At 56.4% G+C, this 14,904-nt stretch carries 14 protein-coding genes; 9 read left to right on the top strand and 5 right to left on the bottom strand.

What is annotated here, in order from left to right:
• Nucleotides 1-20: 20 nt before the first annotated feature.
• Complete coding sequence (locus E3E42_RS00630; protein ID WP_167902194.1) at nt 21-263, bottom strand: hypothetical protein; 243 nt, start codon at nt 261-263, stop codon at nt 21-23.
• Nucleotides 254-1,012, bottom strand: coding sequence for a hypothetical protein (locus E3E42_RS00635; protein ID WP_167902195.1), 759 nt, complete (start codon nt 1,010-1,012; stop codon nt 254-256). Before E3E42_RS00635 ends, E3E42_RS00630 begins: the two co-directional genes overlap by 10 nt.
• A gap of 66 nt (nt 1,013-1,078) precedes the next feature.
• Between E3E42_RS00635 and E3E42_RS00640 the strand changes: the two genes are divergently transcribed.
• The 5 genes from E3E42_RS00640 to E3E42_RS00660 are packed head-to-tail and all read left to right on the top strand — an operon-like array spanning nt 1,079 to nt 6,726.
• The gene (locus tag E3E42_RS00640; RefSeq protein ID WP_167902196.1) at nt 1,079-2,914 is read left to right on the top strand and encodes an Ig-like domain repeat protein; all 1,836 of its coding nucleotides are present in this window, start codon (nt 1,079-1,081) and stop codon (nt 2,912-2,914) included.
• The gene (locus E3E42_RS00645) at nt 2,911-3,933 is read left to right on the top strand and encodes a DUF4350 domain-containing protein (RefSeq protein WP_167902197.1); all 1,023 of its coding nucleotides are present in this window, start codon (nt 2,911-2,913) and stop codon (nt 3,931-3,933) included. Before E3E42_RS00640 ends, E3E42_RS00645 begins: the two co-directional genes overlap by 4 nt.
• Nucleotides 3,930-4,859 carry a MoxR family ATPase gene (locus E3E42_RS00650; protein ID WP_167902198.1) on the top strand — a complete coding sequence of 310 codons (930 nt, stop codon included), beginning with the start codon at nt 3,930-3,932 and terminating at the stop codon, nt 4,857-4,859. The genes E3E42_RS00645 and E3E42_RS00650 overlap by 4 nt, the downstream gene beginning before the upstream one ends.
• A complete protein-coding gene (locus tag E3E42_RS00655; RefSeq protein ID WP_167902199.1) occupies nt 4,856-6,136 on the top strand; it encodes a DUF58 domain-containing protein in 1,281 nt (426 codons plus the stop codon). Before E3E42_RS00650 ends, E3E42_RS00655 begins: the two co-directional genes overlap by 4 nt.
• Entirely contained in the window at nt 6,133-6,726 is a 594-nt protein-coding gene (locus E3E42_RS00660; protein WP_167902200.1) for a hypothetical protein, read from the top strand. The genes E3E42_RS00655 and E3E42_RS00660 overlap by 4 nt, the downstream gene beginning before the upstream one ends.
• Here E3E42_RS00660 and E3E42_RS00665 read toward each other — a convergent pair.
• The 3 genes from E3E42_RS00665 to E3E42_RS00675 are packed head-to-tail and all read right to left on the bottom strand — an operon-like array spanning nt 6,708 to nt 10,020.
• Nucleotides 6,708-7,670, bottom strand: coding sequence for an NAD-dependent epimerase/dehydratase family protein (locus E3E42_RS00665; protein WP_167902490.1), 963 nt, complete (start codon nt 7,668-7,670; stop codon nt 6,708-6,710). The two genes, E3E42_RS00660 and E3E42_RS00665, sit on opposite strands and share 19 nt — an antisense overlap.
• A gap of 59 nt (nt 7,671-7,729) precedes the next feature.
• Complete coding sequence (locus E3E42_RS00670; protein ID WP_167902201.1) at nt 7,730-8,836, bottom strand: helix-turn-helix domain-containing protein; 1,107 nt, start codon at nt 8,834-8,836, stop codon at nt 7,730-7,732.
• Nucleotides 8,821-10,020, bottom strand: coding sequence for an ATP-binding protein (locus E3E42_RS00675; RefSeq protein ID WP_167902202.1), 1,200 nt, complete (start codon nt 10,018-10,020; stop codon nt 8,821-8,823). The genes E3E42_RS00670 and E3E42_RS00675 overlap by 16 nt, the downstream gene beginning before the upstream one ends.
• 339 nt (nt 10,021-10,359) lie before the next feature.
• Here E3E42_RS00675 and E3E42_RS11920 point away from each other — a divergent pair, with 339 nt between their 5' ends.
• The 4 genes from E3E42_RS11920 to E3E42_RS00695 all read left to right on the top strand — a co-directional run bounded on the left by E3E42_RS11920 (nt 10,360) and on the right by E3E42_RS00695 (nt 14,881).
• A complete protein-coding gene (locus E3E42_RS11920) occupies nt 10,360-10,737 on the top strand; it encodes a hypothetical protein (protein WP_240913584.1) in 378 nt (125 codons plus the stop codon).
• The gene (locus tag E3E42_RS00685) at nt 10,734-11,729 is read left to right on the top strand and encodes an NDP-sugar synthase (RefSeq protein WP_167902203.1); all 996 of its coding nucleotides are present in this window, start codon (nt 10,734-10,736) and stop codon (nt 11,727-11,729) included. The genes E3E42_RS11920 and E3E42_RS00685 overlap by 4 nt, the downstream gene beginning before the upstream one ends.
• Before the next feature lie 471 nt (nt 11,730-12,200).
• Entirely contained in the window at nt 12,201-14,558 is a 2,358-nt protein-coding gene (locus E3E42_RS00690; RefSeq protein WP_240913585.1) for an STT3 domain-containing protein, read from the top strand.
• A 95-nt stretch (nt 14,559-14,653) separates the two neighbouring features.
• Entirely contained in the window at nt 14,654-14,881 is a 228-nt protein-coding gene (locus tag E3E42_RS00695) for a ribbon-helix-helix domain-containing protein (RefSeq protein WP_054834271.1), read from the top strand.
• The last annotated feature ends 23 nt before the right edge of the window (nt 14,882-14,904 follow it).

Consider the following 14,904-nt stretch of genomic DNA (forward strand, 5'->3'; position numbering starts at 1 on the left):
TTATGGTTTCAAGCATCGTGTTAGCCCGAGAGCACCTCGTAGACCTTCTTCAGCACTATCAGGGCGAACATGAATATCAGCAGCTCCACGATTGGTTTTATCTCTCCCTTCTTCTCCCTGCTGAGGAAGAGACCGCCCACCTCGAGCGTCACGAGGAGGCCTATCAGGGTGAGCGTTATGAACACGTCCACGGATTTGACCGCGAGGGCGCTGGTCAGGATCCACAGGGAGATGAACAGCACTACCCCGTCCTCTACATCCATTCTTCGACTCCCCCGAGCGTTCTGGCTCGCACTTCAATTCCGTACTCTTTCCGTTCGATGCTCTCGGTGACTGTGAGCCTGCCCGTGGCCTTGGCCAGGGAGAGCATTATCGAGGAGCAGACTGGACAGGCCACCTGGTCGCAGCCCTCTGGACTGCACTGGAACTCCGGTCTGACCACGATCCTGAACCCGCCGTCCACCTCCTCTATGTAGACGGTTTTGGCGAGGTTAAGCGCCCTCAGGACAGAGCCCGCGACGCTCTCCACCGTCTCGGCTCCCGTCCCGTCGAGGGGGCCCTCAAAGAAGTCCTCGAACTCCCTCACGAGCTCTAGCCCAGTGGGCCTTATTGAGAGACCCATCTCCCGTTCGTTGCTCACGTTCGTGAGGAAAACCGTCTCGCTGTCAAGCTTCCCGAGGCTGGGTTCGAAGTCCTCGCGCAGGGGAATGAAGGTTCCGCCCTCCGGGAGGTTCTCATAGGGGGGTATGTAGACGGCCTTTCCCTCCAGGCCGAGATCCTCGACCATCTTGAGGAGGAGCTTTCTGTAGGATTTCATGACCGCCTCGAAGCCCTCCCGGTGGACGTAGCCGGGGCTTTTGAACGTGAAGACCACGGCGCCGAGGAAGAGGCCCGCCAGCCCGATGTTTATGAGTCCCACATCTCCCCTGATTGCACCGGTGATGGCCGTTGCCCCGCCGATCACCGCGAGGAGGGCGCTTGCGGCGTTCTTTGCGTTGAGCTCCAGCTCCATCTGCTCACCTCTTTCATCTCCGGGCAAAAATTTAAAACGTTTACCAATCGACGGTGATTGGGGACAATGAGGCGGTTAATAATCCCTGCTGTAATAATCGGTCTGCTTCTTCTAACCTCGCCCCCTGGGCTAGCCCTGGAAAGGCAGGTGTCGGTTGAGGAGTCCCAACCCAGCGATGGTGGGATTTACGACTTTCTCTCCATCCTGATTGACCTTTCTGAGTCCCTAACCGGCGCGGTTCTCGATGAGAGCAACGCTTCGCTGGGATACCTTGAGAGGCTGGGGTTTGCGGTCAACGAGACCTCCCGTGAGGTGCTGCTCTACAGGGAGAGAGGGGTGAGCACGAGGCTCGATGAATACTTTCCCCCTTTCATTGATCTCTACAGGGGCGTGGACGATATTGTTGAGGGTCAGCTCAAGTTCATGGAATACTTTCCTCAGGTTAAAGAGGGTAACTCAAGCGCCTACCTCCCGGCGCTCCATGGTGTTGAGCTTGGAATGGAGGGGGTCTCCCGTGCCAGGGAAGCCCTGGGCGAAATAGCCGGACTCTCCTTCAGAACGTCCTCCGGCAACGTCACCCTGGACACGTCGGGACTGGCGGGGAACCTGGACGAAGTGGAGCGGCTGTTCGAACGCTATGAGGCCCTTCTCAGAAGGTATCAGCCCCCGGAGAGCCCGCTCGTTCTCTACGTTTCGGATGATACCCCTCCCATCGGCTCCAACGTCACCGTCTACGGAGTGGTCAGGGGAATGGGCTCGGTCACCCTCCACATGGTTTCCCCAAGCGGTTCCGAGGACATAGCCGGCGTTCTCGTCAGGGACGGTTCCTTCAGCAGGGCCTACACCCTCGGTGAACTGGGCCTTTACAGGGTCTTTGCCACGGGCTACCTCAACGGGAGCCCCGTCCGCTCCAACACCGTCGAGATAAACGTCACCCGCATTCCAACGAGAATAGTGGCCGGCAACGGGAGCGCCTACATAGGAAGGCCCTTCCAGGTGACCGCGGTTCTTCAGGATTACCTCGGCAGGCCGATTGCCGGGGAGACGGTCTTTGTGAGGGTTCCCGGCGGCACAACAACCCTGCGGACCGACCGGCTTGGCTACCTCCGCTTCAACGTCACCAGCGGTGCCGAGGGCGCCGTACACGTTGTCCTGACGTACCCGGGTTCCGGGCTTTACGGGCCGAGCCGGACGAACGTCTCCGTCCTCTTCACCCGGTATCCCCTCAGGATAACCCTGGGCGGGCCGGAGCGGGTTCGGGTCGGGCGGAACTTTACAGTTACGGTCAACGTGACTTCCGCTCATCCGGTTCCCGTCAGTATACTCGTCGACAACTCGACCTATGCAGTCGTGAACGCCTCGGCCCCGTTCAACGTCTCCGTGGTTCTCGATGATGCGGGAATGCACTCCATAGCCGCGGTTTTTTCGGGGGACTCACTCTACGCTCCCTCCCGCTCCAACGTTCTCTCGGTTGAGGCCGTTCCGGGACCGCCCTATCTGAAGTTTCTCCTGATGGTCGTCGTCATAGCTGGTGCGCTGCTCATCTACCGCAGGCTCTCTGGTGGAAAGGCCGAGGGGAAGGGCATCACCGACGAGGAGCTGGTGGCCCTTCTCCGTGCGGGCGAGGATGGAGGTAAAAAGCGCGGTAAGAGACTTAACGAGTACTACCGGCATGTGTACCTGCGGCTGCTGTCCCGCTACAACCTTCGGAGGAGTACCACACCAAGGGAGCTTCTGACGTTCGTCCGCGGGGAACCCTTCGAGGGGCATCTCACGTCTGCCACTGACTACCATGAGCGCTACACCTACGCGGGGAGGAGGCTCACCGCCGAGGAGATAGTGGACTTCATCCGCTCCACCGCCAACGTCCTCCTTAAGCTATTTGTGGGGGATGAGCTGTGAGGCGGGTAGTTTACGCGGTACTGCTGGTGGTCGGCCTGTTCCTCGTCATCGCCCCCCTCTCGATCCCGGTGTTCACCAGTAACACCCCGTTCAGCGTGCTCAACACCGGCTGGGACGGCTGTTCCAGGTTTGGAAAGCTCCTCTACGGTACCGCGGATGGGAAGATAGTACCGGTGTTCTCTCCCTTTGATTCCTTCGGGCTGTCCGGCAAAAGGGGAACACTCCTGATCATCGGTCCGGATATGGGATACAGCTCTGCGGAGATAGACGAGATACGGGAGTTCCTGAAGAACGGCGGTACGCTCGTGCTGATGGACGACTTCGGGACCGGGAACGAGATACTCTCCGGTCTGGGCCTGAGTGCCCGCTTTTCGAGCAAGCCCTACCGGGACGTGTTCTACTACAAAAACGAGAACTTTCCGGTTCTGGTAAGGATACTCGACCCGGCCCTAGCTGAGAACGTCAGCGGCGTTATCCTGAACGTGCCATCCGTTCTCCAGGGCGTTGGGGGTGAGATTTACACGAGCAAGGTGGCGGTAGTGGGGAGCGACTTCTCCCAGTATCCTGTTATGGCGGAGGTGGATTACGGTGATGGAAGGATAGTTCTTTTCTCGGACCCGAGCGTTTTCATAAACGATATGTACGGGCTGAATGAGAACTTTATACGGAACTTCGCCGACTACGCCTTTTCGGGGCCTGTCTACATCGACGAGGCCCACCATTCCAACTTCAACCTCTACCACAGGGGGTACATCACCGTAAGGAGGAGCGCGGACAGTGAGACGATTTTCTACGTCTTCCTGTTCGTTGCGCTCATTGCCCTCTTTGTGGAGAGCGGGCTTGCCTGGCTCGTGGCTGAAAAAATCCTGGCCCTGGTTTCCCGTGTCCTTCCGTCTGAGGCCGGCGAGCCCGTCGAGGCGGTGGTTCGGCGCCTCGCCGAGAGGGGGTACCGTGAGGATATACTCTTAAAGATGGTCCGCGAGATTGAGACGGGTAGAAAACTGGGTGGTGGAAAATGAAGGGTACCGACTTCCTTGAGAAGCTTAAGGATGAAATGCACAACGCCGTTGTCGGCAAGGATGACGTTATAGAGATGCTCGCGATAGCTCTCCTGGCGGAGGGCCACGTCATCCTTGAGGGAATCCCGGGGGTGGCCAAGACCACAATAGCCAAGAGCTTTGCCCAGGCCATTGGACTGAAGTTCTCCAGGATTCAGCTTACCCCGGATCTGCTTCCCGCGGATATAATCGGAACCGTCTACTACAATCAGAAGACGGGCGAGTTCAAGATAAAGAAGGGCCCCATCTTTGGCAACGTCGTGCTGGCGGACGAGATCAACCGCGCCCAGCCCAAGACCCAGTCCGCTTTGCTCGAGGCCATGCAGGAGGGGCAGGTTACCATAGAGGGCCGCACACTCAGGCTTCCCCGCCCGTTCCTGGTTATAGCCACGAAAAACCCCCTGGAGTTCGAGGGTGTCTATACGCTTCCGGAGGCCCAGCTCGATAGGTTCATGATCAGGGTTAAGGTGGGCTATCCCGACAGGGGGGAGGAGCTTGAGATGCTCCTGAGAAAGGACCGGGGTAAGTTCGTCGAGGTCAGGCAGGTCTTCACGGCCAAGCAGGTTCAGGCCCTCATATTTGAGGTCAGGAAGGTCGGTACAAGCGAGCCGGTTCTTGAGTACTTATACGAAATAATTTCGCGGACGAGGAGCGACGACAGGCTGCTCATCGGTGCCTCCCCCAGGGCTGGTGAGCATCTCCTCTACGCGTCAAAGGCCAGGGCATTCCTCCAGGGCAGGACGTACGTCATACCTGACGATATAAAGGCCGTTGCCGTTAACGTCCTGGCTCACAGGCTCATAGTGAGGGCCGAGTACGAGCTGGAGGGCCTCAAGCCGGAGACCGTCGTCAGGGAGATACTTGACTCCGTTGAGGTGCCTGTATGAAGAGGGAGGACGTGCTCTGGACGCTCGCGGGACTGGGCTTCGTTCACGGCTACCTCACTTCCAACGTCTTCAGCGCGATGTTCGGGCTGGGGTTAGTTGCGTACATTCTCCACCACGACTCTTCGTTCTCCCCCTCGGTGGAGGCCTCCGTTGAGGTTCCCGGGGAGGTGGAGGAGGGGGAGGAGTTCCGGATCAGGCTCCGGCTTAGGAACACCGGGGGCCCGGTGGGGGTGGAGGTCTTTAACGAGACTCCCCCGGAAGTCGAGTCCCGTCCGGTCTGGCTTTTCCTCGGTCGGGGGGAGTCCAGGGTCGTGGATTATCCTGCCCGGGCCTCCATGAAGGGCACCTACCGCGTCTCGACGGTCCTCCGCCTCTACGATCCGAGCGGCATGTACTTCGAGGAGATTCGGCTGGGGGAGGGGGAGCTGAGGGTCTACCCCTCGGTCGATTCGATCCGCGAGGCCGCGAGGGAGGAGGCCAACATTAGGATCGCCCAGAGGATGAAGAGGGATATCACCTCTGGTATCGACAGCATGGACATTCACGGCCTCAGGGAGTACTATCCCGGCGACGACCTCAGGAAGATAGACTGGAAGGCCAGCGCCAGGCTGGGCGAGCTGATAGTTAGGGAGTTCCTCCGCGAAACGGAAAGCCCGGTTTACATAGTTCTCGACGCCACCAGGGGTATGCGGCGGCGCGTGAAGAGGGCCAGGATAGATTACGCCACCAGCCTGGTTCTCTACCTCGCCACGCTCCTGGTGATGAAAAACCGCCGCGTCGGCCTGGTGGTGTACTCCGAGGACGGATTCAGACTCGTTCCCACCTCCGCGGGGAAGGAGCAGGTAAACCGCATTCGGAACGCCCTGGAGTTCAGACCTGCTGGAGGGAGGCCAGGCTTCAGGGCAAGGCTTGGCGAACTCTCCCCCAGAGGCAGGCGCTTCCTCTCGCGCATCTTTCCCCGCAGGAGGGCGGGCCTGGCGGAGGCTCTCCTGGGCATCAAGGAGCCGGCGCATCTCCTCTTAGTTACTGACCTCATGAGCGACACGTCCAGGCTCTACAGGCTGATCTCGATGCTGAAGAAAAAGCACACAATAGCCATCCTCTCGCCAAACCCGGTGCTCTTCCATGCCGGCCCCCTGGATGAGGAAACCCTTAAAATCCTCTACGAAAGGTACCTGGAGAGGGAAGAACTGATCAGGAAGTTCAACTCCCTGGTCCCCACTGTGGATCTCGGGCCTGAAGACTACGCTAGGGAAGTTGTGAGGGAACTGGGATGATGTGGCTCTTCGTTGCCCTCCTCGGCGGACTGGCACTGGGCGCCAGATCGGTTCTCCTGCTGCCCCTGGCCTACCTGGCCTCGTGGAGGCGGCGGGACTGGGGCCTGGCGATCTACTTTGTATTCGGTGTCCTGGTTCTCAACGAGGTGAGCATCGGAGACGTCCTCTCCTACGCGGCCGTTAAGGCGGCTTTCTTCCTCATCCTGCCATCCTTCATGGCCCTGCGTGAGATGATGTCAGGGGTGCACCCTCCCCGCCTCCCGAAGGACTACCGCGAGCTTAGGCCTGCGGTCGCAATTCCCGCCGCCCTGGTTCTCCTGGGGGTGGTGTATGAGCCACTCTTCATCGCGGGTGTCATCCTGCTCCTGGCACCGGGCACCGGCGTGGAACGCCTCAAATCCTCCTGGCCGCTTCTTGCGGCGATGGCCCTGCCCATCCTGGCGCTGTTTACTCTCCGGGTCCTGCGTAATGAGCTCTACACCCCGGAGACCCAGGTCGCCCTGCTGGCGGCGTTCTCTATCTTCGCCTTCCTGTGGCGCTGGAGGGAGAGAAAAAGGGTGGACTTCAGACTCTACGGGGAGTCGATGTGATCGAGGAGCTCCCTCACCGTCCTCTCCACGGATTTGTAGCTGTTCAGCCTGGGCTTCCACCCGGTTTTCTTCGCCTTCTCTATGCTCAATCTCATGAACTTGACGTCCCCCTTCCAGCCGCGGCCCCCATCGACGCCGCCTGTGAACCTGAAGGCCGGCTTCAGTCTCATCCCCTCGCTGACTATCTCCGCTATCTCTTTAACTGTAATCCAGTCGTCGTTGCCGAGGTTGTAGAAGTCGACGGTTTTATCGCTCTCCCTGAAGTGCTCAAAGACGTGGAGCATGCCATCGACCGTATCGCTCACGTGGAGGTAGCTCTTCCTCTGGGTTCCGTCACCGAGTATCTCGAGCTCATTGGGGTTTCTCCTGAGCTTGTTGATGAAGTCGTAGATGACCCCGTGGTTCGAGCGCTCCCCTATGATGTTGGCGAGGCGGAATATCAGCGCCCTGAACCCGAACGTGTGGGCGTAGCCGCTTATCAGGGCTTCAGCCGCGAGCTTCGCCCCGCCGTAGACGCTTATCGGCTCGAGCGGGGCGTAGTCCTCCGGCGTTGGAATTACAGATGCGTCGCCGTAGACGGTTGAGGACGAGGTGAAAACGAGGTATTTGGCGCTTGAGCCTCTCATCGCGTTGAGCAGGTTGTAGGTTATCAGTACGTTGGTCTCGTAGAGCAGCTCCGGGCTCTGGGAGCCTATTCTAACCTCCGGGTTCGCCGCAAGGTGGAATACAACATCAACGCCCTCAAGGGCCTTCTCAACGATTTCCCGGTTTCTCATATCCCCTTCGATGAACTCGAAGCGCTCATGGTTCAGCCACTTCCTTATGTTCTCCAGACTGCCCGCGCTGAGGTCGTCCAGAACCCTGACCTCCCATCCAAGCTCCATCAGCCTGTCCACCAGGTGCGAGCCTATGAAACCTGCGCCGCCCGTGACTAGAACATTCATGTCTATCACCAGACTCATTGATGTGGTTAGGCTCTTAAGCTTTGGGTTAATATGCACGTTCAGCGGAGCTTCATAACTGCTCTGGCATATGCGGGGGACACGAACCCGTAGCCCTCATTTAAGTATCCCCATTCGATGAGGGTTCTCAGCATCTCGTACACAGTCTGTCTGGAAACTCCCGTTCTGTGTGAGGCTTCCCTTATAGAGACTCCCCTGGCGTAGAGGGAGAGGGCCTTGAAGAGTGAGGTGTTTTTCTTGGGGAAACGCTCTTTGATAATATCGCGTATTTCCCTCCGCACTTGGGAGAAAAGACGCCCGTCAATCATGGACAGAATCCTGTCCCGTGGGTACCCCCTGCATCTAAACCTCCCGTAGAATGACAGAACTGCAGGCAGGCCTCCCGAAACCTCCGCGACATGGGCGACCTCCCGCATTGAAGGGCTGACCCCACATTCCGCCAGCCCCTCGTAGAGGTATCTTCTGCTGAATTCATCGGACCAGGGGGCGAGGTGAACGTGTCCGAACTCCCTGCCCACAAAATGTGTTCCTTTGGAAATATCCACGCTTCCCCATCCTATCTCCGAGGGATTCAAAAAGTGAAGTACCGCTTGGGGAGTCGGTCCGGTTACTATCAATCCTGGAAGATGCTTCCGGCTCCCTTTCTCATTTAGAGCGTCCCAGAGAACCCCGGTTAACAGGGCTGTTTCTCTCCCCAAGACATGAACGTTATCTAGTACAACAACACTCTGCTCCGGGAGCGTCGTCAGGAGCTTCCAGAAAAGAATCTGAGGGGGAAGGGTTTCCTGGGCTTTGAATGAGGATCGGTTTGTGACATCCAAGCTCTTCCTGAAGAGGAAAAGCTCCATCCGGCGTTTGACTGTCATTGGGGCCTTTCTGTAGGCTGTTTCCACCAGGCGTTCAAAGTTTCCAGCTGTTTTGACATCAACGTAGAGCGTCACGTACCCTTCAGTTTTTCGCAGGTATTCTGCGACGCTCTTTACCAGCAGGGTTTTTCCTGTGAACTTTGAGCCTGTGAGCGCAGTCCATGTTTTGCTTTTTATGTTCGCGGCGAGGGTTTCTATTTCTTCATCTCGACCTGCGAGGCAGTTCAACCTCTGCACTCTGGAAGTTGGGAAATACTTACACCCCATTATCCCGTCCTCCATGTCCTTGGGGTTCTTTTATGGGCACCCAGCGATGCCAGCGCCTCAGCATATGCCAGACACACAAAATCATAGGACCCGCTTGATGGGTCGTGTTCCATGTATCCCCAAAGGTGCATCTCTTCAAGCACAAGCTCTAGGGCCTTTCTCGTGTTCTCATCCAGACCAACCCGCCGCATAATTTCCTCAAAGGACAATTCTGGGTTTGCCCGCCAGATTTCAGCGTAGGTACTCAGAGCCCTTTCCATGTCTCGCTCTTGGATTCTCATTTCGTATGACTCCAAGGCCAGGGAGATAATGGAGTGGATTTCCTCGCGTACCCTGCTCTTGGCGTACTTCCTTATTCTGTCCATGCCATCCTTATGGGTTCCATTTTTCCGTCCGTTGATGTATGCCAGAACAAGGCCGGGAAGGCCCATTGAGTATTCGTAGACCTCGTCAACTTCAAAATTGGAAACATCGGGGATGTGGGTGCTTTCAAGATACGCCCGAACGGTTTCTTTCGGCCAGGGCCGTACCTCCATCTCTTTGAAATGCGTGGAAACGTTATGGCCCCTGATGCCCTCTGTCAGGTTAATCATCGACCCAGTAAGGATTATGGTGGGCAGTTTTCTCTTTGATCCAGCTTCATTTATTGCATCTGAAAGTGCGTTGAGGAACTGTTGAAGGGAATTTCCAAGGGCCTGCACCTCATCCAGGACTATCACACTTTTTTCCGGGAATTCCTGCAGTGTTTTGATTATGCCCCTTGTCACCGACTCCAGTGTGCCGAAAGATGCTCCCACCCCTACCTGGGAAACGGTGCCACTGATTCCCTGGAGTTCCTTCAGGCGGATTAATATTTTCCTGAAAATAGGCAGGGTGTCATGAATGCCTCTGCGCATGGCGTCTATACCTTCGGAACCGGAGGATGCTACACTTATGTACCCTCCACTATACCCATATTGAAATTTGAGGTAATCAACAACGGAATGCACTAAGGTGCTCTTACCAACTAGGCGGGGGCCGATTACCACCATCCACTGCTTTTTCCTGATGTGTTTTTTCAGGTATTCCACTTCACTCATACCATTTAGGTGCTCCTTAGGATCGTTTCTCCCCCCCACCAAACAGCCCAACTCAAGCACCGTATCTCCGACTTCGGGAATTGGACATCTCTTAAACCGATTATCCGTCAAGCTTTCCACCTACTTGACATGTCAAGTTAAAACTCTTATAAGGATTCCGTTCCAGTTTGGCTGCTATTTTGGTAATAACATCCAAATAATTCGGCAAATAATTCAAATTATGATGGTTTTTTGGGCATATAAATGACATAATTACACATCCGGATTTTTCGGCTGTGAGAATGTACCATGAAGGATTGTAAGTGCTGTGGAACCTTAATCTCTGCCGTGGTGATGTTCAATCTCATGTCAAAGACCCCGGGCGAGGTTCGCATCTCTAGAAATAATGCTTTCGAAAATTAAGTCTCCAACGAGAAAGCAACACTATTTTAAAGCCCAAAACAAATACCATATTCTGAAATGAAGCGGACAGTAAGGGTAAAACTCCAGCCTTCAAAAGACCAAGAAAAAGTCCTCATTGAATTAGCTGACACCGGCGCCAAAGTCTGGAATAGGGTAAACTACCTCCGGCGACAACTCTTCTTCCAAAAACAGCCCGTGGACTTTAACACGACCGAGAAAGCCATTTACGAGACATACAAGCGGGAAATCGGTTCCGCAACTGGATTATTCAGGTGTCCCGCAACGGGGCTTACCTTTAACGCTGACCCCGTTGGAACCCTCGCCATTCAGGGCAGGGAGGAGGTCAGTGCCTTGAGATCTATAGGAGGGAGGCGTTTGGAATACGATAACGGTTCATCTTGCCAGATGCCTGAAATTGTGGGGGTGAAACCGTGAAAGTCCTCATAATGGCCGGCGGCTACGCCACCAGACTGTGGCCCATAACCAAGGACAACCCCAAGGCCCTGCTTCCGGTCGGGAACAGGGTCATCCTCGACTACATCCTTGAGAACGTCATGGAGCTTGGGCTGGAAACCTACATCTCAACCAACCGCTTCTTCGAGGCCCACTTCAGGCCCTACGCCGGGAGGCACGGGGTGGGCCTCATAGTCGAGGACACCCTCCACGAGGAGGAGAAGCTCGGCACGATTGGGGCCATGAAGAAGGCCGTGGAGGAGCTCGGTTTAGATGACTACCTCATCATAGCGGGCGACAACCTCTTCTCCTTCTCCCTGACGGACTTTCTCAGGGCCTACGACGGCAGGACTCTCATAGCGGTCTACGACGTCGGCGATCTCGAACTGGCGAAGCGCTACGGCGTCGTCGTGCTGGAGGGTGACAGGGTCATCTCCTTCGAGGAAAAGCCCGCCCAGCCGCGCTCAACGCTCATAAGCACCGGCGTCTACGTGTTCCCGAAGGTCGTTATGGAGCGCATCGACGAGTACCTCTCGAACGGCAACCGCGATTCCCCCGGCTACTTCCTTCAGTGGCTCCTTGAGAGGGGCGAACCGATAAAGGCCTACCGCTTCTCCGAGTACTGGTACGACATAGGCTCGGCAGACAGCTACCTGGAGGCCCTCAAGACCCTCCTTCGGGAGAGCCACGTCGAGGAGATCCAGATAAGCCCCTACGCCAAGATAATCCCGCCGGTCGTCATAAAGAGGGGCGCGAAGATCCTGGGGCGCTCCATAATCGGTCCCTACGCCTACATCGGCGAGGGCTGCACCGTAGAGAACTCGGACATAAGCGACTCGATAGTCTTCAGGAACACGGTCATCAGGAACTCCACGATATGGCGCTCCATCATCGACGAGAAGTGCGAGATAAGGAACCTCGAGCTCAGGAAGAGCCTCGTCGGCGGGCACGCGAAGATACAGAGGGGGGAATAAGATCCCGCACGTTTCGGGTGGGCTTCTCAGCCTGCATTTGCATTTTTGGGGTGTTAGAAGAAGTGAGGAGTGCCCCGTCGGAAAGGCTGGAGTCAAGTTCCACTCTCTACAGACCTTCGCCATTAAATGCGATCCACGACCCCTCACGAATCATGGACGCGTTATCAGTTCCGGTCCGCAGCCGGGTGAAGCTTTCGCTTCAGTCTCCCCCGCGGGACACTCCTCAAATACCTATAGGGTCTTTAACTATATAAACCTTTGCTTTTAGTTAAAGCAAAATTTTTTTGAAACGATTCGAAATAATTCTGTCCCAGATGGGCCATTTCCCACGCTCAACGGGGTGGGTAACTCGTCCGGCGCGTGTGAAAACGATAGCGTTGCGCAACGCTTTTATTACTTTGCGATAGTAGTGAACTGGAGGATAAATTACGTGAGAGGGGAACTTTAATGGGATGGTGGTCGAGGTCTGAAATGGCATCCTTTCTTTACCGGAAACTCATCGAGCCGAAGTTCGCAGCCCCAATCATAGCCGTTATCGCCCTCGCCCTCAGGCTCATTCCAATGCGGTTCAGGTACCTCCTCGGCTACGACCCCTACTTCCACCTCGCCTACATCCGGTACGCGCTGGAGAGGGGCGAGTGGGTGAACTTCATCACCTACGCTGGAGGGCCGTGGGGGTACCAGATTTCCAGGTTCCATCCCTTAGGCCTCTGGATGACGCCCGCCTACTTTTATAAATTCCTCTCCCTCTTCGGCGTTTCGCTCTACAACGCCTTCAGAATAACGCCGGTCGTGTTCGGCGTCCTCACCGTGCTGTTCACGTACCTCGCCTTGCTGAGGCTCTACGGCAAAAGGGAGGCCTTTCTTTCAGCGTTCTTCCTGGCGGTGAGCTTCGGCCACGTCTTCCGCTCCATGGCCGGCTATTACAGGGGAGACAACTACATGCTCTTCCTCTACAGCGCGGCTCTCCTCGGGATGGCCCTGGCGCTCTCCAAGAAATCCCCCTCCTGGAGGTACAAAAGGCTGGCGTTCTACCTCCTTCCCGGGCTGTTTGCCGGCCTCTCCGCGGCCTTCTGGCAGGCTTACTATCCCATATTTGGTCTTCTCCTGGCCAACGCCGTTATGGTCTCCGCCGGCGCGTTCCTCCTGGGGAGGGACAGATACATCACGGACGGCATTGTCATGGCCCTCTCATCTGCCCTGGGTGCACTCATGGCTAACTGGCTCGGGGGCAGATTTGGCTACGGGATGGTTGCCTACAGCCGGTGGCTCGGGAAGAAGCTGGCGGAAGAGCTTGGAATGCAGTTCGGCTTTATAAAGGATCTCTTCCTGCTCATCTACGTAGAATATGCGGTGCCCCTGACCCTTCTGGTGCTGGTGGCCCTCCTTGCATTCTCAAAGTTCGTGAAGGAGAAGAAGGTCAGGGCAGCGATCGTGGCGATAGGTGCCGCGGTGACGCTGTGGGTTGGAATCAGGTACTACGGTGTGGTAAACGAAGCCCTGCTGAGGCTTTTCCCCGCCAGCCCGATATCCGAGACCCAGAGGACGACCTTGGGGGACTGGTGGGAGGCTTACGGCATCGCCGGACTGCTGGTGCCCCTTTTCACCTTCCGCTTCCTCAAACGGCCCAGGATGGGTGACTTCCTCCTCCTGGGCACCGCGCTCGTCATGATACCGATGGCAGTCGTCTGGACCAGGTTCCTCTTTATCGCATCCCTGGCTGTGGCCCTGATGACTGGTACTGGCCTGGTGGCCCTCTATGATACGGCGGGTGCTTTGATTGAGAGCCTCGGGGATGAGAATAAACGGAAATGGCTCTCCGCTGCCCTCTCCCTACTCCTGATTGGCGTCCCCCTGATATCGGCATACCAGGGAACCAGCACAACGCTGAGCGTCCACCCCTTCATGACAGGGGAATGGGAGTCCGCGCTGACTTACCTGGGTGGAATCTCCAACCCCAACGACGTCGTCATGACCTGGTGGGACCAGGGCCACTGGGTGACCTACTATTCAATGAGATCCCCTGTTGCACAGGGCGGACCCAGCGGGTGGGTGGCCAAGTATTACCTGGGACTGGTGAACGAGAAGGGCCTGATGAACCCGGGCGTTGACTACGTCATCGTCTCATACGACACGGTAATGAAGTTCGGGGCAGTGGTGGAGACGGCTGGAGTTGATCCGGGGAAGTACGCACTGGTTGTCCTCCGCAGGGAGGCCGCGTATGGAAACATCCTGGTCTTCTCGAACGGGCCGTACTCGCTGATGGCCGCTCCCGGTGAGGTCTGGGACGTCAAGGTGAACCTTGGCGGAAAAATTATTATTCCAAAGAGGGTTTTTGTTGAATCCGGAGGAAACCTTGGAGAGGTCCCCCTCTCGAGCAGGCCCACAGCCGATGTTTACGCCTACGTAAACATCAACTATGGCTACGCCGTAATAATGAACGGCAATGCCTTCAACACAACCCTTGCGAAGCTTATGTTCACCAAAGGGTACCCTGCTGACTACGATCAGGTCTATTCCGACGGTGGCATGGTGAAGATCTTCCGCTTTAAGCACCCAAACGTCGTCGTGACCGTGGGGAACGGTTCGGTAGTCCTCAGGTTCACCAACGCCACCGGAACCGGGATTGGAATCTACGGCTACCTCGGCAACGGCACTCTGGTCTTCAAGAAGTGGTACGGGGTTAAAGGAAAGGACGAGTTCCTCCTGCCCGATAACCTAAATGGAAGCGTTGTCATCCGCTACACCTACGTTCAGAAGAAGACCGTCCTTGACAGGGGAGTTTTCAGGATAGACGATGTTCTTTGTGGGGTGTGCGTGGACCGGTAAGCGCCCCAATTCCCCTCAGATGCGAAATCTTTATATATTCCCGGAGTTGCTTAATTAAATGTCATTAAATATCATTAAAACCGGAGGTGTTCGTGATGGCGGACGAGAAGAAGTACACAACCGTTTCTATACCCAAGCCCCTCTACGACAAGATTAAGGCCAGGATAGAAGGTACAGGGTTCACTTCGGTCTCGGACTACGTCACCTACGTCCTCCGCGAGGTTCTGGCAAGCCTCGAAGAGGAGGAGAAGGAGGAAGTCTTCACAGAGGAGGAGGAAGAGAAGGTCAAGGAGAGGCTTCGCGCCCTCGGCTACCTCGACTGAGGCCTTTCCTTTTTGAGGTGATA

The sequence above is a fragment of the Thermococcus sp. JdF3 genome, from assembly GCF_012027495.1.
Taxonomy (GTDB): Archaea; Methanobacteriota_B; Thermococci; order Thermococcales; family Thermococcaceae; genus Thermococcus.